22 protein-coding genes are annotated in these 18,000 nt (G+C 69.6%); 16 read left to right on the forward strand and 6 right to left on the reverse strand.

Annotated features, from left to right (window positions below; translation table 11 throughout):
• The first annotated feature begins 40 nt into the window (after positions 1 to 40).
• Positions 41 to 1,147: an amidohydrolase family protein gene (locus ACFWP5_RS24055; RefSeq protein ID WP_384160062.1), complete on the forward strand. Its 1,107-nt coding sequence runs from the start codon at positions 41 to 43 to the stop codon at positions 1,145 to 1,147.
• 18 nt (positions 1,148 to 1,165) lie between these two features.
• Positions 1,166 to 1,912, forward strand: coding sequence for a nucleotidyltransferase domain-containing protein (locus ACFWP5_RS24060; protein WP_384160065.1), 747 nt, complete (start codon positions 1,166 to 1,168; stop codon positions 1,910 to 1,912).
• A 1-nt stretch (position 1,913) separates the two neighbouring features.
• Here ACFWP5_RS24060 and ACFWP5_RS24065 read toward each other — a convergent pair whose 3' ends face one another.
• The 4 genes from ACFWP5_RS24065 to ACFWP5_RS24080 are packed head-to-tail and all read right to left on the reverse strand — an operon-like array spanning position 1,914 to position 5,553.
• Positions 1,914 to 2,924: a heme A synthase gene (locus tag ACFWP5_RS24065; protein ID WP_384160068.1), complete on the reverse strand. Its 1,011-nt coding sequence runs from the start codon at positions 2,922 to 2,924 to the stop codon at positions 1,914 to 1,916.
• 58 nt (positions 2,925 to 2,982) lie between these two features.
• Positions 2,983 to 3,699 (reverse strand): ABC transporter permease, encoded by a 717-nt coding sequence (locus tag ACFWP5_RS24070; protein ID WP_384160161.1) that lies wholly within the window; start codon positions 3,697 to 3,699, stop codon positions 2,983 to 2,985.
• Positions 3,700 to 3,758: 59 nt separating this feature from the next.
• The gene (locus ACFWP5_RS24075; RefSeq protein ID WP_384160071.1) at positions 3,759 to 4,682 is read right to left on the reverse strand and encodes an ABC transporter ATP-binding protein; all 924 of its coding nucleotides are present in this window, start codon (positions 4,680 to 4,682) and stop codon (positions 3,759 to 3,761) included.
• Positions 4,683 to 4,692: 10 nt separating this feature from the next.
• Complete coding sequence (locus ACFWP5_RS24080; RefSeq protein WP_384160074.1) at positions 4,693 to 5,553, reverse strand: aminoglycoside N(3)-acetyltransferase; 861 nt, start codon at positions 5,551 to 5,553, stop codon at positions 4,693 to 4,695.
• A 160-nt stretch (positions 5,554 to 5,713) separates the two neighbouring features.
• Between ACFWP5_RS24080 and ACFWP5_RS24085 the strand changes: the two genes are divergently transcribed.
• From ACFWP5_RS24085 to ACFWP5_RS24125, 9 genes are all read left to right on the forward strand, one after another.
• On the forward strand, positions 5,714 to 6,445 hold the full coding sequence (locus tag ACFWP5_RS24085) for a helix-turn-helix transcriptional regulator (protein WP_384160077.1): 732 nt from the start codon (positions 5,714 to 5,716) through the stop codon (positions 6,443 to 6,445).
• A complete protein-coding gene (gene sufB / locus ACFWP5_RS24090) occupies positions 6,442 to 7,866 on the forward strand; it encodes a Fe-S cluster assembly protein SufB (protein ID WP_384160080.1) in 1,425 nt (474 codons plus the stop codon). Before ACFWP5_RS24085 ends, sufB begins: the two co-directional genes overlap by 4 nt.
• A gap of 83 nt (positions 7,867 to 7,949) precedes the next feature.
• Positions 7,950 to 9,134 (forward strand): Fe-S cluster assembly protein SufD, encoded by a 1,185-nt coding sequence (sufD, locus tag ACFWP5_RS24095; protein ID WP_384160083.1) that lies wholly within the window; start codon positions 7,950 to 7,952, stop codon positions 9,132 to 9,134.
• Entirely contained in the window at positions 9,134 to 9,454 is a 321-nt protein-coding gene (locus tag ACFWP5_RS24100) for a non-heme iron oxygenase ferredoxin subunit (protein WP_384160086.1), read from the forward strand. Before sufD ends, ACFWP5_RS24100 begins: the two co-directional genes overlap by 1 nt.
• A gap of 7 nt (positions 9,455 to 9,461) precedes the next feature.
• The gene (gene sufC, locus ACFWP5_RS24105; protein ID WP_384160089.1) at positions 9,462 to 10,226 is read left to right on the forward strand and encodes a Fe-S cluster assembly ATPase SufC; all 765 of its coding nucleotides are present in this window, start codon (positions 9,462 to 9,464) and stop codon (positions 10,224 to 10,226) included.
• Positions 10,223 to 11,497, forward strand: coding sequence for a cysteine desulfurase (locus ACFWP5_RS24110; RefSeq protein WP_384160092.1), 1,275 nt, complete (start codon positions 10,223 to 10,225; stop codon positions 11,495 to 11,497). Before sufC ends, ACFWP5_RS24110 begins: the two co-directional genes overlap by 4 nt.
• Positions 11,498 to 11,515: 18 nt before the next feature.
• Complete coding sequence (gene sufU, locus ACFWP5_RS24115; protein ID WP_384160095.1) at positions 11,516 to 11,989, forward strand: Fe-S cluster assembly sulfur transfer protein SufU; 474 nt, start codon at positions 11,516 to 11,518, stop codon at positions 11,987 to 11,989.
• Positions 11,986 to 12,324: a metal-sulfur cluster assembly factor gene (locus ACFWP5_RS24120; RefSeq protein WP_019060535.1), complete on the forward strand. Its 339-nt coding sequence runs from the start codon at positions 11,986 to 11,988 to the stop codon at positions 12,322 to 12,324. Before sufU ends, ACFWP5_RS24120 begins: the two co-directional genes overlap by 4 nt.
• 37 nt (positions 12,325 to 12,361) lie before the next feature.
• Positions 12,362 to 12,745 (forward strand): VOC family protein, encoded by a 384-nt coding sequence (locus ACFWP5_RS24125; protein ID WP_384160099.1) that lies wholly within the window; start codon positions 12,362 to 12,364, stop codon positions 12,743 to 12,745.
• Here ACFWP5_RS24125 and ACFWP5_RS24130 read toward each other — a convergent pair.
• Positions 12,742 to 13,593 (reverse strand): AbfB domain-containing protein, encoded by an 852-nt coding sequence (locus ACFWP5_RS24130; protein ID WP_384160102.1) that lies wholly within the window; start codon positions 13,591 to 13,593, stop codon positions 12,742 to 12,744. The genes ACFWP5_RS24125 and ACFWP5_RS24130 overlap by 4 nt on opposite strands.
• Positions 13,594 to 13,871: 278 nt before the next feature.
• On the opposite strand from ACFWP5_RS24130, the gene ACFWP5_RS24135 reads away from it, so the two are divergent.
• The 5 genes from ACFWP5_RS24135 (at position 13,872) to dapD (ending at position 17,644) form a co-directional block, all read left to right on the forward strand.
• Complete coding sequence (locus ACFWP5_RS24135) at positions 13,872 to 14,192, forward strand: DMT family transporter (RefSeq protein ID WP_384160105.1); 321 nt, start codon at positions 13,872 to 13,874, stop codon at positions 14,190 to 14,192.
• A 22-nt stretch (positions 14,193 to 14,214) separates the two neighbouring features.
• Positions 14,215 to 14,766: a TetR/AcrR family transcriptional regulator gene (locus tag ACFWP5_RS24140; RefSeq protein WP_384160108.1), complete on the forward strand. Its 552-nt coding sequence runs from the start codon at positions 14,215 to 14,217 to the stop codon at positions 14,764 to 14,766.
• Positions 14,767 to 14,907: 141 nt separating this feature from the next.
• On the forward strand, positions 14,908 to 15,513 hold the full coding sequence (locus ACFWP5_RS24145) for an RNA polymerase sigma factor (RefSeq protein WP_384160111.1): 606 nt from the start codon (positions 14,908 to 14,910) through the stop codon (positions 15,511 to 15,513).
• Positions 15,514 to 15,515: 2 nt separating this feature from the next.
• The gene (locus tag ACFWP5_RS24150) at positions 15,516 to 16,508 is read left to right on the forward strand and encodes a CU044_5270 family protein (protein WP_384160114.1); all 993 of its coding nucleotides are present in this window, start codon (positions 15,516 to 15,518) and stop codon (positions 16,506 to 16,508) included.
• A 146-nt stretch (positions 16,509 to 16,654) separates the two neighbouring features.
• Positions 16,655 to 17,644 (forward strand): 2,3,4,5-tetrahydropyridine-2,6-dicarboxylate N-succinyltransferase, encoded by a 990-nt coding sequence (gene dapD / locus ACFWP5_RS24155; protein WP_033283144.1) that lies wholly within the window; start codon positions 16,655 to 16,657, stop codon positions 17,642 to 17,644.
• Positions 17,645 to 17,697: 53 nt separating this feature from the next.
• On the opposite strand, the gene ACFWP5_RS24160 is transcribed toward dapD, so the two are convergent.
• Positions 17,698 to 17,922: a hypothetical protein gene (locus ACFWP5_RS24160; protein WP_384160164.1), complete on the reverse strand. Its 225-nt coding sequence runs from the start codon at positions 17,920 to 17,922 to the stop codon at positions 17,698 to 17,700.
• Positions 17,923 to 18,000: the final 78 nt, after the last annotated feature.

Genomic DNA, 18,000 nt, shown 5'->3' on the forward strand with positions numbered 1-18,000 from the left:
CCCGTACAAGCGACGCAGTCACCCGCCACGGGGAGTCCGGATGATCGAAACGCCGTCCCTCGTGGACCAGTACTGCCACGGCGTACTGAGAACGGAGCTGGGCCTCGGCACCTTCGAGGCCCAACTCGCCCGCACCGAGGGCCCGCCCGCGGCCGGCACCACCCTCTTCGACACCCAGACGGGATTCGCCGTACGACGATGGTGCCCGCCCCTGCTCGGTCTGGAGCCGCACTGTCCGCCCGCCCGTTATCTCGCCCGGCGCCGTGAACTCGGCGTACTGGAAACGGGCCGCAGGCTGCTGCGCGGCAGTGGCATCACGACGTATCTGATCGACACCGGCCTGCCCGGCGACCTCACCGGACCCGCCGAGATGGCGACCGCGGGCCAGGCGGACGCGCGGGAGATCGTCCGCCTCGAACTCCTCGCCGAACAGGTCGCCGACACCTCCGGCACCGTCGAGTCCTTCCTCGCCAACCTCGCCGAGTCGGTCCACGGCGCCGCCGCGAGCGCGGTCGCCTTCACGTCGGTGGCGGGCGTACGCCACGGTCTCGCGCTCGCGCCCGAACCGCCCGGCCCCGGTGAGGTGCGGGGCGCGGCGGGCCGCTGGCTGGCCGGGCGCCGGGTCGGCGGGACACTCAGCGACCCCGTGCTGCTACGACACCTGCTGTGGAACGCCGTGGCATCCGGGCTGCCCCTCCAACTGCACGCCGGACTGGGCGAACCGGGCGCGCGCATCGACCGCACCGACCCCGTCCTGCTCACCGACTTCGTCCGCGCGACGGCCGGGCTCGGCACGGACCTGGTGCTGCTGCACAGCTACCCGTACCACCGGCACGCGGCCCACCTCGCCGGCGTCTTCCCGCACGTCTACGCCGACTCCGGCGCCGCCCTGGTCCGCACCGGAGCCCGCGCCGCGACCGTGCTCGCCGAAATTCTGGAACTGGCCCCCTTCGGCAAGATCCTCTTCTCCAGCGGGGCCCACGGACTGCCCGAACTGCACGTCGTGGGCGCGCGGTTGTTCCGCGAGGCGCTCGCGCGGGTGCTCGGCAACTGGGTCGGGGAAGGAGCCTGGTCACTGGCCGACGCGCAACGCGTCGCGGGACTGATCGCCGTCGGCAACGCAAAGAGGGTGTACGGGCTGGAGTGAGCTGTACAGACTGGGCCCATGCCGACCGACGCGTTGCTCGACCGCTTCCTGAACGAACTGGCCCCTCTGGAGCCCATCGCCGTGTGGGCCCACGGTTCGCTCGCCGGGGGCGACTACCAGGAGGGCCGCAGCGACCTGGACCTGATAGCCATCCTCGACCATCCCCTGAAGCCGAGCACCGCCCGCCGGCTCGTCGCCCTGCACCGAGGGCTGCGCACCGACCCCCTCGCCGTCCGGCTGCACTGCAGCTACCTCGCCCCGGGCACCCAGGACGCCCCGAACCAGAGCCACCTGACCTGGGCGCACGACCACGTCATCCGCCGGCCCGTCACGCCCGTCACCCGGCGTGAACTGCACGCATTCGGGCGGGTGTTGCACGGCGGGTCACCGAAGGACCTGCTGCCGGCCGTGACGGACGAGGAACTGGCCGAGTTCGTCGTACGGGACCAGCGGGAGTTCTGGCGGCCGGCCGTCGACAAGCCGCAGATCTGGCTGGAGAACGGCTGGGTCGACGTGGGCCTGACCACCTTCGCCCGCGCGACGGTCACCCGCCGGGACGGTCGCCTGATCACCAAGCGCGAGGCCCTCGACCTGCTGCCCTCGCTCGGCGCTCCGGTGGAGGTCGTGGAGGACGTCGTACGGCGGCGTTACGACGATCCGGTACCGTCCGCTTCCGCGGAGCCGGGTTGGATCGACCGCCGGGCCGAGCTGACCCGGGCCTATCTGGGCCCGGCGATCGACGAGTTCGTCACCCGCTACGGATGACTCACGCGCGCGTGGGCAGTGACTGTTCCACCGACGGGCCCGGCAGGTCGGCCACGACCTCCGGCCGCTCGCGCAGCGACAGCAGCACCCGCAGCACCCCGATCCACACCAGGCAGGCGCCGAGCATGTGGAGGCCGACCAGGGCCTCGGGAAGGTTCGTGAAGTACTGGACGTAACCGATGACGCCCTGGGAGAGCAGGATCAGGAACAGGTCGCGGGTGCGGTCCAGTGGGCCCTTGGGGGCGTCGACCGCCTTGAGGACGAACCACAGGGCGAACGTCAGCGTGACCACGATCCAGGCGAGCACCGCGTGCAGCTTGGCGACCGTCTCCCAGTCGATCGGGATCCGTTCGACCTCCTTGGAGTCACCCGCGTGCGGGCCCGCGCCGGTCACCACCGTGCCGACCGCGATCAGCAGCACGGAGGCGGTGACCAGGAACCACACCAGCTGCTGCACGGCCTTGCCGACCAGCGGCTTGGGCTCCCCGTCGCCCTCCCGGGTGCGCTGCCACATCAGCGCGGCGACCGCGATGAGCGCCGTGGTGAGCAGGAAGTGGGCCGCGACCGTGTACGGGTTGAGGCCGACGAGGACCACGATCCCGCCGAGCACCGCGTTGCTCATCACGATCCAGAACTGCGCCCAGCCCAGCCGGGTGAGGGTGCGGCGGTACGGCTTCTCCGAGCGCGCGGCGATGATCGCCCAGCCGACGGCGGCACACAGGACATACGTCAGCATCCGGTTGCCGAACTCGATGGCACCGTGGAAGCCCATCGCACTGGTCGTGGTGAGCGAGTCGTCCGTGCACTTGGGCCAGGTCGGGCAGCCCAGCCCGGAACCCGTCAGCCGCACGGCACCGCCGGTGACCACGATGACCACCGACATGACGAGCGCGGCGAGAGCCGCCCGCCGGACCGTCCGGGGATCCGGGGTCCAGCGTGCGGCGATGAAGGCGAGGGGGTTGCGCGCGGCGGCTACGACGTCGGCGGGGGTCACGTTTGGCACGGGGACCATCGTAGGGGGGTGCTTGTGCACGTATTCACGAGGGTCCCCGGCACGCGACCGCTCCCGCCTACTCCCAGCGGAAGAACGCCCCCGCCGCCGCCAGCCCCACGACCGCCCACACGCCCAGAATCCCCAGGTCGCCCCACGGCATCCCGGCCCCGTGCTGCAACACGTCCCGCAGTCCGTCCGAAAGGGCGGAGATGGGCAGCAGCCCCAGCGCGTCCTGGACCCCCGGCGGGTACTTGTCCATCGGGACGATCACCCCGCCGCCGACCAGCAGCAGCAGGAACACCAGGTTCGCGGCGGCCAGCGTGGCCTCCGCCTTCAGGGTGCCCGCCATCAGCAGGCCGAGGCCCGAGAAGGCCGCCGTGCCGAGGATCAGGAGGAGGAAGACCGCGAGGGGGTTGCCGTGCGGGGACCAGCCCAGGGCGAAGGCGATCGCTGTCAGCAGGATGATCTGGAGGATCTCCGTGACCAGGACCGACACCGTCTTCGCGGTCATCAGGCCCCAGCGGGGGAGCGGGGAGGACGCGAGGCGCTTCAGGACGCCGTAGCGGCGCTCGAAGCCCGTCGCGATGGCCTGGCCCGTGAACGCCGTCGACATCACGGCGAGGGCGAGGATGCCGGGGGTGAGGAAGTCGACGGACTTGCCCTTCCCGGTGTCGACGATGTCCACCGAGCTGAACAGGACCAGGAGGAGGGTCGGGATGACCACCGTGAGGAGGAGTTGCTCGCCGTTTCGTAGGAGCATCTTCGTTTCCAGGGCCGCCTGCGCCGCGATCATGCGGGGGAGCGGGGCCGCTCCCGGTGCCGGGGTGTACGTCCCGGGGACGGTGGTCGTCGTCACGCGCGCAGCTCCTTGCCGGTGAGTTCCAGGAACACGTCCTCCAGGGTGTGCCGTTCGACCGAGATCTTCTCCGGCATCACCCCGTGCTGCGCACACCAGGAGGTGACCGTGGCGAGCAGTTGCGGGTCGATCTTGCCGCCGACGCGGTAGGAGCCCGGGGTCAGTTCGGCGCCCGTGGAGTCGGCCGGGAGGGCCTTCAGCAGGGAGCCGACGTCGAGGCCTGGGCGGCCGGTGAAGCGGAGGGTGTTCTCGGCGCCGCCGCGGCACAGCTCCTCGGGGGAGCCCTGGGCGATGACCTTGCCGGTGTCGATGATCGCGACGTCGTCGGCGAGCTGCTCGGCCTCGTCCATGTGGTGGGTCGTGAGGATCACGGAGACACCGTCCGTGCGCAGGTCCCTGATCAGGTCCCAGGTCGCGCGGCGGGCCTGGGGGTCGAGGCCGGCCGTCGGCTCGTCCAGGAAGACCAGTTCCGGGCGGCCCACGACGGCCATCGCGAGCGCGAGGCGCTGCTGCTGGCCGCCGGACAGGCGCCGGTACGTCGTGCGGCCGCAACTGCCGAGACCCAGGCGCTCGATGAGCGCGTCCACGTCCAGCGGGTGCGCGTGCAGCTTGGCGATGTGGCGGAGCATCTCGTCGGCGCGGGCGCCCGAGTAGACGCCGCCGGACTGGAGCATCACGCCGATCCGGGGGCGCAGCGCGGCGGACTCACGGACCGGGTCGAGGCCCAGGACGCGCACCGTGCCGGCATCCGGCTTCCGGTACCCCTCGCAGGTCTCGACCGTGGTCGTCTTGCCCGCCCCGTTGGGGCCGAGCACGGCGGTGACACCCGTTGCGGCCACCAGGTCGAGGCCGTTCACCGCGGTCTTCGTGCCGTACCGCTTCACCAGGGCCTGGACCTGGAGCACGGGCTCGCTTCGCATGGGCCCGAGTCTAGGTACGCGGCTCGCGCCTCAGGCGGGCGGGTGCAGGATCTCCCCCACACGGGATCTCCTCCTCACGGGGGCGGTGCAGTGGCAGCCATCGCTCCGCGTACGCCACGGCGTCCGCCACCGGGAACAGCCGTGCGTCGGCCGCGCCCACCTTTCCGCGGATGACAGGGCGGTCGACGGGACGGTCCCGTTCGAAGTCGTGGCCCAGCTCGTCGAAGCGGTCGGAGGAGATCGACACCTCGGTCACCGTCTCCCAGCCGGCCGGTCCAGGGCGGCCGACCCGGACCAGCGGGGACGGGATGCGGTACTCGGCGAGATGGAAGCTCGTGCACGCGTCGTAGCCCGCGCCGAGCAGCAGCACGCGCGCGTGGAGGGCCTCCAGGCGGGCCAGCGGGCTGCGCTCGCCGAGCCGGCAGTCGGTCGCGTGGCCGGCGACGATCTCGCCCGCGCGCGGGCCGAGCGCCGCGAAGGAGGTCTGCGGGTGCGCGGAGCGCTCGGCGCCGGGCCAGGTGCGGACGGTCTCCGGGACGACGCCGACGCCGAGCGAGGGCGTGACGAGGGGGTCGTAGGACGGCATGGAGGTGCGGATGGTGTCCCACCACTCGCGCGGGACCGGCGGGTTTCCCCAGTGGGCCGGGTCCGAGAGGTCGCCGGACTGGGTGGGGACCACCAGGGTGCCGTCCGGACCGAGCGCGTCGAGGAGTCCTCGGACCACCGACACGGCGCCTCCGCAGACCCATCCGAGGGAGCTGAGAGAGGTGTGCGCGAGGAGGGTCTCACCGGGCCGGGCGCCCAGGTCGCGCAGTTGTGCGGCGACTGTGTCCCGGGTGACAAGTGGGCCGGTGGGAGGGGGTGTGGGCATGGTTGTGGAGTGTCCCGGAAGGGGGCCCGAGGTGCCACCCCATTGATCGATCAAAGATCGTTTTCGCAGGTCGGATTAGGTATGCCTAAGTGATGCAGCGCACCGTCCATCCGCCGGACGCGGGTTGCCTGCCTCTGAGGAATTACGCAACAATGGCGTTGTGAAAAACGTTGGCGAGGCTCCGCAGGAGGAACTCGCGACCGGTGAGCGGTCCACCCGCAACCGTGTCGCGCGCTCCATCCTGGACCACGGCCCGTCGACCGTGGCCGACCTCGCCGGCCGGCTGGGGCTGACCCAGGCCGCCGTACGCCGTCATCTCGACGCACTCGTCGCCGACGATGTCGTGGAAGCACGTGAGCAGCGGGTCTACGGAGCGCGCACGCGTGGCCGGCCCGCGAAGGTGTTCGCCCTGACCGACTGCGGTCGCGACGCCTTCGACCAGTCCTACGACAAGCTCGCCGCGGACGCGCTGCGCTGGATCGCGGCGCGCGAGGGCGGGGACGAGGCCATCGTGGCCTTCGCCCGTGACCGCATGGCCGCCCAGGCCATCGCCTACCGCAAGGCCGTCGAGGCCGCCGCGCCCGAGAACCGCGCGGAAGCGCTGGCCAAGGCCCTGAGCGCGGACGGGTACGCTGCTACGGCGCGTAGCGCACCGGTCGGTGAGCAGCTCTGCCAGCACCACTGTCCGGTCGCCCATGTCGCCGAGCAGTTTCCGCAACTGTGCGAGGCGGAGACCGAGCTCTTCTCCCAACTGCTCGGCACCCATGTCCAGCGGCTGGCCACCATCGCCCACGGCGACGGCGTGTGCACCACGTTTATCCCGAAGATCTCCAAGACCGTTTCCGATCCACCGAACGCATCTGCACGTACCGCCGGGAGGAACCCCGCATGACGCTCCCCATCGAGGAGACCGCCCACCCCGAGCTCGAGGGTCTGGGCACCTACGAATACGGCTGGGCCGACTCCGACGTGGCCGGTGCCTCCGCGAAGCGCGGCATCAACGAGGACGTCGTCCGGGACATCTCCGGCAAGAAGAGCGAGCCGGAGTGGATGACCAAGCTCCGCCTCAAGGGCCTGCGCCTGTTCGAGAAGAAGCCCATGCCGAACTGGGGCTCCGACCTCTCCGGCATCGACTTCGACAACATCAAGTACTTCGTGCGTTCCACGGAGAAGCAGGCGGAGTCCTGGGAGGACCTGCCCGAGGACATCAAGAACACGTACGACAAGCTCGGCATCCCCGAGGCGGAGAAGCAGCGCCTCGTCGCCGGTGTCGCCGCGCAGTACGAGTCCGAGGTCGTCTACCACCAGATCCGCGAGGACCTGGAGGAGCAGGGCGTCATCTTCCTCGACACCGACACCGCGCTGAAGCAGCACCCGGAGCTCTTCAAGGAGTACTTCGGCACCGTCATCCCGGTCGGCGACAACAAGTTCGCGTCGCTGAACTCCGCGGTGTGGTCCGGCGGTTCCTTCATCTACGTACCGAAGGGCGTGCAGGTCGAGATCCCGCTCCAGGCCTACTTCCGGATCAACACGGAGAACATGGGCCAGTTCGAGCGGACCCTGATCATCGTCGACGAGGGTGCCTACGTGCACTACGTCGAGGGCTGTACGGCCCCGATCTACAAGTCGGACTCGCTGCACAGCGCGGTCGTCGAGATCATCGTCAAGAAGAACGCCCGCTGCCGTTACACGACCATCCAGAACTGGTCGAACAACGTCTACAACCTGGTCACCAAGCGCGCCGTCGCCTACGAGGGCGCGACCATGGAGTGGATCGACGGCAACATCGGCTCCAAGGTGACGATGAAGTACCCGGCCGTCTACCTGATGGGCGAGCACGCCAAGGGCGAGACCCTCTCCATCGCCTTCGCGGGCGAGGGCCAGCACCAGGACGCCGGCTCCAAGATGGTCCACATGGCGCCGAACACGTCGTCCAACATCGTCTCCAAGTCGGTGGCGCGCGGCGGCGGTCGTACGTCCTACCGCGGTCTCGTCGAGATCGGCGAGGGCGCCCACGGCTCCAAGTCGAACGTGCTGTGCGACGCGCTGCTCGTCGACACGATCTCCCGCTCGGACACGTACCCGTACGTGGACGTCCGCGAGGACGACGTGTCCATGGGCCACGAGGCGACCGTCTCCAAGGTCTCCGAGGACCAGCTCTTCTACCTGATGAGCCGCGGTCTGACCGAGTTCGAGGCGATGGCGATGATCGTGCGCGGCTTCGTCGAGCCGATCGCCAAGGAGCTGCCGATGGAGTACGCCCTTGAGCTCAACCGGCTCATCGAGCTCCAGATGGAAGGCTCGGTCGGCTGACGCAGCCCTCCGTTTAGGCAGCAGGCGGCGCGCCCTTCGGGGCGGGCCGAGGATCGTCATAGAAAGCGAGCACTACGACAGCCATGGCTGAGGCTCAGAACTCCACGGTGGGGTCCTCCACCACCGCCGGATCGATCGCGGTGGCCGCCGAGTCGACCGTCGCCACGCGCATGAGCGCGCCCCCGTCCTTCGACGTGGCGGACTTCCCGGTCCCCCACGGCCGCGAGGAGGAGTGGCGGTTCACCCCGCTGGAGCGCCTGCGCGGGCTGCACGACGGCACCGCGGTCGCCACCGGCGACGGCGTGAAGGTCGCCATCGGGACCCCCGAGGGGGTCACCGTGGAGACCGTCGACCGTGACGACGCGCGACTCGGCAGGGCCGGCACCCCGGTGGACCGTGTGGCCGCGCAGGCCTACTCGTCCTTCGAGAAGGCCTCGGTCGTGACCGTCCCCAAGGAGACGGTCCTCACCGAGCCGATCCGCATCGTCGTGCACGGCGAGGGCGGCGTCGCCTACGGCCACCAGGTCATCGAGCTGGGAGCCTTCGCCGAGGCCGTCGTCGTCATCGACCACACCGGTGACGCGGTCCTCGCGGCCAACGTCGACTACGTCCTCGGTGACGGCGCCAAGCTCACCGTCGTCTCCGTCCAGGACTGGGACGACAAGGCCGTGCACGTCGGCCAGCACAACGCCCTGATCGGCCGGGACGCCACGTTCAAGTCGTTCGTCGTCACCTTCGGCGGCGATCTCGTACGACTGCACCCGCGCGTGGCCTACGCCGGACCCGGTGGCGAGGCCGAGCTGTTCGGCCTGTACTTCACGGACGCCGGCCAGCACCAGGAGCACCGTCTCCTGGTCGACCACAACACCCCGCACTGCAAGTCCAACGCCATCTACAAGGGCGCGCTGCAGGGCGAGGGCGCCCACGCGGTGTGGATCGGCGACGTCCTCATCGAGGCCACCGCCGAGGGCACCGACACGTACGAGATGAACCGCAACCTCGTGCTGACCGACGGTGCCCGGGTCGACTCCGTGCCGAACCTGGAGATCGAGACCGGCGAGATCGTCGGCGCCGGACACGCCTCCGCGACCGGCCGCTTCGACGACGAGCAGCTCTTCTACCTGATGGCCCGTGGCATCCCCGCCGACGACGCCCGCCGACTGGTGGTCCGCGGCTTCTTCGCCGAGCTGGTCCAGCAGATCGGTGTCGCCGACATCCAGGAGCGGCTGCTCGAGAAGATCGACGCGGAGCTGGAGGCGTCGGTCTGATGTCGGCCTTCGTTCGCGCTTGCGGCTTCGGCGAGCTGGAGGAGAACACCCCGAAGCGGGTGGAACTCGACGGCACGCCGGTCTCGGTCGTGAAGACCGAGGGGGAGGTGTTCGCGATCAACGACATCTGCTCGCACGCGAACGTCTCGCTCTCCGAGGGCGAGGTGGAGGACTGCCAGATCGAGTGCTGGCTGCACGGCTCCAGCTTCGACCTGCGCACCGGTAAGCCGTCCGGTCTTCCCGCCACGCGCCCCGTACCCGTTTACCCCGTACAGATCGAAGGGGACGACGTGCTCGTCTCCCTCAACCAGGAGTCCTGAGGAACCCATGGCAACGCTTGAAATCCACGACCTGCACGTCACCGTCGAGGCCGACAACGCCACGAAGGAGATCCTCAAGGGCGTCGACCTCACCGTGAAGCAGGGCGAGACCCACGCCATCATGGGCCCGAACGGCTCCGGCAAGTCGACCCTCGCCTACTCGCTCGCGGGCCACCCCAAGTACACGATCACCGGCGGCACCGTCACCCTCGACGGCGAGGACGTCCTGGAGATGTCCGTCGACGAGCGCGCCCGCGCCGGCCTGTTCCTCGCGATGCAGTACCCGGTCGAGGTCCCCGGTGTGTCCGTCTCCAACTTCCTTCGTACGTCCGCCACCGCCGTCCGCGGTGAGGCGCCGAAGCTGCGTACCTGGGTGAAGGAGGTCAAGGAGACCATGGAGCGCCTCTCCATGGACCCCGCCTTCGCCGAGCGCAACGTCAACGAGGGCTTCTCCGGCGGCGAGAAGAAGCGCCACGAGATCCTTCAGCTGGAGCTGCTCAAGCCGAAGATCGCGATCCTCGACGAGACCGACTCCGGCCTGGACGTCGACGCCCTGCGCGTCGTCTCCGAGGGCGTCAACCGCGTCCGCGAGACCGGCGAGGTCGGCACCCTGCTGATCACGCACTACACGCGCATCCTGCGCTACATCAAGCCCGACTTCGTGCACGTCTTCTCCGGCGGCAGGATCGTCGAGTCCGGCGGCGCCGAGCTCGCCGACAAGCTGGAGAACGAGGGCTACGAGGTCTACACGAAGGGTGGCGTATCCGCGTGACGCAGACGCCGGGCCTCCTCACGGGTACTTCTCAGCTGCTCGACGAGGCGATCCGCAAGGACTTCCCCATCCTGGACCGCACGGTTCACGACGGTAAGAAGCTCGTGTACCTGGACAACGCGGCGACCTCGCAGAAGCCGCGCCAGGTGCTCGACGCCCTGAACGAGTACTACGAGCGCTACAACGCCAACGTCCACCGCGGTGTGCATGTGCTCGCCGAGGAGGCCACGGCGCTGTACGAGGGCGCGCGCGACAAGGTCGCGACGTTCATCAACGCGCCCAGCCGCGACGAGGTGATCTTCACCAAGAACGCCTCCGAGTCGCTCAACCTCGTTGCGAACATGCTGGGTTGGGCCGACGAGCCCTACCGCGTGGACCACGAGACAGAGATCGTCATCACGGAGATGGAGCACCACTCCAACATCGTGCCGTGGCAGCTGCTCTCGCAGCGCACCGGCGCGAAGCTGAAGTGGTTCGGCCTCACGGACGACGGCCGCCTCGACCTGTCCAACATCGAGGAGGTCATCACCGAGAAGACGAAGATCGTCTCCTTCGTGCTGGTGTCCAACATCCTCGGCACGGTCAACCCGGTCGAGAAGATAGTGCGCCGGGCACAGGAGGTCGGGGCCCTGGTCCTGATCGACGCCTCGCAGGCCGCGCCGCACATGCCGCTGGACGTGCAGGCCCTCCAGGCCGACTTCGTGGCCTTCACCGGCCACAAGATGTGCGGCCCGACCGGCATCGGCGTCCTCTGGGGCCGCCAGGAACTGCTGGAGGACCTGCCCCCGTTCCTCGGCGGCGGCGAGATGATCGAGACCGTGTCGATGCACTCGTCGACGTACGCTCCCGCTCCGCACAAGTTCGAGGCGGGCACCCCGCCGATCGCGCAGGCGGTCGGCCTGGGTGCGGCGATCGACTACCTCTCCGCCATCGGCATGGACAAGATCCTCGCCCATGAGCACGCGCTGACGGAGTACGCCGTGAAGCGCCTGCTGGACGTCCCCGACCTGCGGATCATCGGCCCCACCACGGCCGAGGACCGGGGTGCGGCGATCTCGTTCACGCTGGGTGACATCCACCCGCACGACGTGGGCCAGGTGCTGGACGAGGAAGGCATCGCGGTCCGGGTCGGCCACCACTGCGCCCGCCCCGTCTGCCTCCGCTACGGAATTCCTGCGACCACGCGAGCGTCGTTCTATCTGTACTCCACGCCGGCCGAGATCGACGCACTGGTCGACGGCTTGGAGCACGTACGGAACTTCTTCGGCTGAGGGACGTGAACTGAGACCGTGAAGCTGGATTCGATGTACCAGGAAGTCATCCTGGACCACTACAAGCACCCGCACGGCCGGGGCTTGCGGGATGGCGACGCCGAGGTGCACCACGTCAACCCGACGTGCGGCGACGAGATCACGCTGCGCGTGAAGTACGACGGCGAGCAGATCACGGACATCTCCTACGAGGGCCAGGGCTGCTCGATCAGCCAGGCATCGGCCTCCGTACTGAACGACCTCCTCGTCGGCAAGGAGCTGTCCGAGGCGCAGAAGATCCAGGAGACCTTCCTGGAGCTGATGCAGTCCAAGGGCAGGATCGAGCCCGACGACGCGATGGAGGAGGTGCTGGAGGACGCGGTCGCGTTCGCCGGTGTCTCCAAGTACCCGGCACGGGTGAAGTGCGCCCTCCTCAGCTGGATGGCGTGGAAGGACGCGACGGCCCAGGCCCTGGGCGGAGCCGACTCCGACGCGGAAAGGAAGACGGCATGAGTGACACCGAGACCATGGAGATCAAGCCCGCCTCCGAGGAGGAGGTCCGCGAGGCCCTCCTGGACGTCGTCGACCCCGAACTGGGCATCGACGTCGTCAACCTCGGCCTGATCTACGGCGTGCACATCGACGACGCCAACATCGCCACCATCGACATGACCCTGACCTCGGCGGCCTGCCCGCTGACGGACGTCATCGAGGACCAGGCCAAGTCCGCGACGGACGGCCTCGTCAACGAACTCCGCATCAACTGGGTGTGGATGCCGCCGTGGGGCCCGGACAAGATCACGGACGACGGACGCGATCAGCTTCGGGCGTTGGGGTTCAACGTCTGAGCTTTCTGACTACCGGAAACGGCCATACCTTTGAGGTATGGCCGTTTCTTTGCATCACGTCGTCGTCGACACGCACGATCTGCCGGGGCTCGCCCGCTTCTGGTGCGGGGTGCTGGACTGGCGGATTCTCTCGGAGAAGGAACGCGAAGTCGTCATCGGGCCCGGGGAGTTCGCGGAGACGGGGATCTGCTTCATGCCGGTGAGCGATCCGAAGAAGGCCAAGAACCGGCTGCACTTCGACCTTGCCCCCGACGATCAGGAGGCCGAGGTCGAGCGGATCCTCGCGCTGGGCGCGCGGCGGGTCGACATCGGGCAGGGCAAGGCCGTGGGCTGGGTGGTGCTCGCCGACCCGGAGGGGAACGAGTTCTGCGTACTGCGGCCCAAGGCCTCGCTGATCGCCTTTCGTGACGCGTCCGCCTAGTTGAGCCCGTCCACCAACCGGAACGCCGAGTCGGACCGGTACAGGGTGCTGTCCTGGTACCGGTCCAGCCTGAGCTGGAAGTTCTGGTGGCGGAGGAAGCGGCCCGGGTAGTTGACCGACTCCAGCATCACCGCACCGGAGTAGGGCGACGGGCGGGGGCAGAAAGTGGCGTCCTGTTTGAAGACGGGGGAGCCGTCGTTGCGTTCCGCGCGGAGGATGAAGTTGCGGTGGCGGAGGTAGGTGCCGTTGGCCGTCGTGAAGGAGTAACAGGAGCTGTTCGCAAGGCCCTTGACCAGTTTGAAGGTGGCGGCGCGGCGGGCCGCTGCGGAGCTGACCGGGTTGAGCTTGACGAAGTCGCCGCTCACCTGCCAGTAGCGGTCCGGGTAGTTGACCGAGCGGACGGACTTCCAGGCGGCAGAGGACGAGGAGCCGGACGAACTCCCGTGGGACGACGTCGACTTGGACGGGGACGGCGCCTTCGCGGAGGGCTTCGAGCCGTGTTCCGCGGCGGCGGCCGACGTGGTGCTGGGCGCCTTCACCGAGGCCGAGTCCGATGTGTGCTCGTCGGGCGTGGGCGTGCTCTGCTTCGACGGGGACGCGAACGAGAGCAGGCCGGGGCCGTCCGCGCCGGCCGGTGCCGTCGGGTCCGCCTTCTTCGTACGTGACGTGTCGTCAGGTTGCTTGTCCGTTAGGACAATTGCCGTGACGCACACGACGATCGTGGTGACGGCGAGCGCCCCGGCCAGATAGAGCCGACGGGTTCCGGGGGCCCGGGTGCTGTCGGGGGTCCAGCCGTTCTCCCAAGGGGTGTGGTGCGGGGAAGGGGGCTGGGACGTGCTGTCCGGCATGCGCTGTTCCTCCAGCGGCTCCCATGGCGACGGCCGTGACCGTGAAAGCCAGGTGTGTGAACCAGATGTGTGAACGGTGAAACAGTAGTGGAGCGAGAGAGCCCCGAGCAGCCGTTTCAGTGAGCGGTTTCTACGAGATTCCCGGGGGCGCGTGCGACGTAGGGGCACTCGCGTGGCGTATGGGACTTCATGTCCACTTCTCGGTGCCTTCTCGGTGCCCTCTCGGGCAACAGCCTTGTGGGTCCCCTGTGTCAGCGCTGTTATGTACACTCGTACACATGGGATTCCTGATGCTCCTCACGGCGATCGCCGCGGAGGTGGGCGGCACCACCGCCATGAAGTTCAGCCACGGCTTCAGCCGGCTGTGGCCGTCGGTCTTCACGGTCCTCGGATACGTGCTCTCCTTCGCGCTGCTCGCGCAGACGCTGAAGTCCATGTCGGTCGGTACGGCCTACGCGATCTGGGCCGGCCTCGGCACCGCCGCCATCGTGGGGATCGGGACGGTGTTCCTCGGCGAGGGGATGACCCTCGCGAAGGCCGCCGGCATCGCGCTGATCATCGTCGGGGTCGTGGTCCTCAACCTGGGCGGCGCGCACTGATGGCCGGGGGAGGCACGCACTGATGGCCCGGCGCTACGACCCCGAGCGGCGGCAGCGGATCATCGACGCGGCGATCCGGGTGGTCGGGGACAAGGGCATCGCGGGCCTCAGTCACCGTTCCGTCGCCGCCGAGGCCGATGTCCCGCTCGGCTCGACGACGTACCACTTCGCGACCCTCGACGAACTGATGGTCGCCGCACTGCGCCAGGCCAACGAGGCATTCGCCAAGGTGATCGCCTCGCGGGGCGGTCTGGAGGACCCGCGCACCGACCTGGCCGGGGAACTCGCCGGCTGGATGGGGGAGTGGCTCGCGGGCGACCGCACGGGCGTCGAGCTGGAGTACGAGCTGTACCTGGCCGCCCTGCGTCGCCCCGCCCTGCGCCCCGTCGCCGACGAGTGGACCCGCGACCTCGCCGAGCAACTGGCCCGGCGGACGGACCCGGTGACCGCGCGGGCGCTCGTCGCGCTGATCGACGGGATCTGTCTGCAGGTGCTGCTGACGGACGCGGCGTACGACGAGGGGTATGCGCGGGAGGTGTTGGGGCGGGTGATTCCGCGGCCCGCGGACGACTGAAGCACTTTCCCGCACCCCGTGAACTCTCCGGCCCCCACCGTGAACTCTCCGGCCCCCACCGGGTAACAGCAGGCGACACGACGGCATTCGGCACTGATGAGTCGTCGGCACCGATGAATCGGATGAATCGGGGGAGACCTTGTGAGTGGACCACCGCCGGTGGCGGCGCGGGGCGGGGACGACGCGGAGGCCGTCGCGCGGTCGTTGGCGCAGCCGGAGTCGTTCGCCCTGCTCTACGACCGGTACGCGTCGGACATCCACCGGTACGCGGCGCGGCGGTTGGGCGACGGTGCGGCCGATGACATCACCGCGGACACGTTCCTCACGGCGTTCCGTATCCGGTCGCGGTACGACCTGACCCGGGCCAACGCACGCCCTTGGCTGTACGGCATCGCGGGCAACCTCATCGGCAAGCAGCGGCGTACCGAGGTGCGGGCGCTCAAGGCGCTGGCCCGCACCGGGCGTGACCCCGTCGCCGCGTCCTGGGGTGACTCCTGGGTCGAGGACACCGACAGCCGGATCGCCGCGCAGGGCCCGCTCGCCGGTGCCCTCGCCGCGCTGTCGGCGGGCGACCGGAACGTGCTCCTGCTCGTCGCCTGGGCCGACCTCACCTACCAGGAGGTCGCCGAGGCGCTGGACATCCCGGTCGGCACCGTCCGTTCCCGGCTCAACAGGGCGCGGCGCAAGGTGCGTTCGGCGCTGGGCGCCGATCCCGCATTCGTGAACGACGCGGCGGAGGTGGCGTAGCGATGGACGAGATGACGCAGGTGCGCGAGCTGCGCGCCGGAGCGCCGGCGCTCGACCGCGAACGGCTCGCGTCGGGGCGTACGCGGCTGACCGAGGCGGCACGGGCCGAGGGGCGGCACCAAGTGCTGTGGCGGCGGCGGGAGTTCGTGATCGTCGCGGTGGTGGCGGCGGTGACCGCCGTGGCCGTGACCGTCACCATGCTGCTGGGCGGGACCACACCCGGCCGCAAGGTGGAACCGGCGAGCACACCGAACGTGAGCCTGAAGGGGCTGAGCGCGGCCCAACTCCTGCAGCGGGCGGCCGACTTGGTCGAGACGGAGCCGGACTCCGCCGTACCGAGGGCCGATCAGTGGATCTACACCCTGCAGATGGCGGAGGCACCCGATCCGGGGACCGTGAAGATGCTGGGCAGGGCGGCGATCGAGGAACCGGGCTGGATCCGGTACGACGGCAGCGCGATGGCTTCCGAGGACCTTGTCCTCAAGGGGCAGAAACCCAAGCTCAACATCACCAAGATGCACCTGGAGAACGGCGGGGAGGGCGACGACCGTTCGCCGCGTGAGCTGTACCGGGTGCTGGAGGCTCTGCCCGCCGGCGCCGAACAGACCCTGACGTTCCTTCGCGAGAAGAACGCCATCGCCGACGGCAAGGGGACCACTCAGGCCGAGTCCGACTACACCGAGATCAGCGTCCTTCTGACCGCCGACGTGATGCCGTCCAAGGGCCTGGCCTCGCTCTACCGCGCCCTCGCGACCCTGCCCGGCGGGAAGGTCACCGACCACCTGGTGAAGGACGCCTCGGGGCGATGGGTGATCGCCCTGTCCTATGCCAGGGCCGGCTCCCTCAAGTCCGGGGAGTCGATGGCGGACCAGTGGCTGCTCGACCCGCAGACCTACCGGATCGTGGGGACGCGGATGGTGGTGGACGGCAAGGTCGTGGGCGGCCAGTCGGTCGCCGCGCGGGCCGTGGTGGACAAGGCCGGCGAACGCGGCTGATCCGGCACCCCGGCACGGGCGGCCCGCACCACGAGGGGAGTGCGGGCCGCCCGTAACGCTGCCGTGGGGCGTACGGGTGTGTCGTTCCCTGAGACACCCCACGGACGAGTTGGTCCCCGCCGCCCCCGCCAGGTTAGGTTTCCCTCATGACCGACACGACCGCACCTCGCACCACCGGCGCCGTTGCCGCCGGGCTCGCCACCGTCGCCGCCGACGGGACCGTTCTCGACACCTGGTTCCCCGCGCCCGAACTGTCCGCCGAACCCGGGCCCGCCGGTACGGAGAGCCTGTCCGCCGAGCGTGCCGTGGAACTGCTCGGCGAGGGTGCGGCCAAGGCGATCGGTCCTGACGTCCGCCGGGGCGTCGAGGTGATCGCGGTCCGCACGGTCATCGCCTCCCTCGACGACAAGCCGCTCGACGCGCACGACGTGTACCTGCGCCTGCACCTCCTCTCGCACCGGCTGGTCAAGCCGCACGGCCAGAGCCTGGACGGCATGTTCGGCTTCCTCGCCAACGTCGCCTGGACCTCGCTCGGCCCGGTCGCCGTGGACGACGTCGAGAAGGTGCGGCTGAACGCGCGCGCCGAGGGCCTGCACCTCCAGGTGACGTCGATCGACAAGTTCCCGCGCATGACGGACTACGTGGCACCGAAGGGCGTCCGTATCGCCGACGCCGACCGGGTCCGGCTCGGCGCGCACCTCGCCGAGGGCACGACGGTCATGCACGAGGGCTTCGTCAACTTCAACGCCGGCACGCTCGGCACGTCCATGGTCGAGGGCCGTATCTCCGCCGGTGTCGTGGTCGGCGACGGCTCGGACATCGGCGGCGGCGCGTCCACGATGGGCACGCTGTCGGGTGGCGGCAACGTCCGCATCACCATCGGCGAGCGCTGCCTGGTCGGCGCCGAGGCGGGCGTCGGCATCGCGCTCGGCGACGAGTGCGTCGTCGAGGCCGGGCTCTACGTCACCGCCGGCACCCGCGTCACGATGCCCGACGGCCAGATCGTCAAGGCCCGCGAACTCTCCGGCGCCTCCAACATCCTCTTCCGCCGCAACTCGGTCACCGGCACGGTCGAGGCCCGCCCGAACAACGCGGTCTGGGGCGGCCTGAACGAGATCCTGCACAGCCACAACTGACCACCGGCACACATGCGGTTGAGCGCCCTCCAGGACATCGGGAGGGCGCTCGCTCATTTCCGTACGGCCACCGCGAACTCCGCCGGCGCCGCGAAGTCCCCCTCGCGCAGCCCGAGTCGGGGATCCACGTGGCGCAGCAGCGCCGGGCCGGAATGACGGGCGGTCACGAACACACCGTCCGGATCGTCGTGTAGCCCTCGGGGCGTCGTTCCGGCTGCGCGGCCGTATGGGTTGAGGGGGCCGTCGACGTCGAGGAACAGCAGGGGGCGGCGGCTCATGTGGCCACCGTAGGGGAGGGGTTGTGCGAGTCGGCGGAACTTTCTCGTGCCGACAGGCATAGCGGCCGGCGTCCGCAC

The sequence above is a fragment of the Streptomyces sp. NPDC058469 genome (assembly GCF_042721125.1).
Taxonomy (GTDB): domain Bacteria; phylum Actinomycetota; class Actinomycetes; order Streptomycetales; family Streptomycetaceae; genus Streptomyces.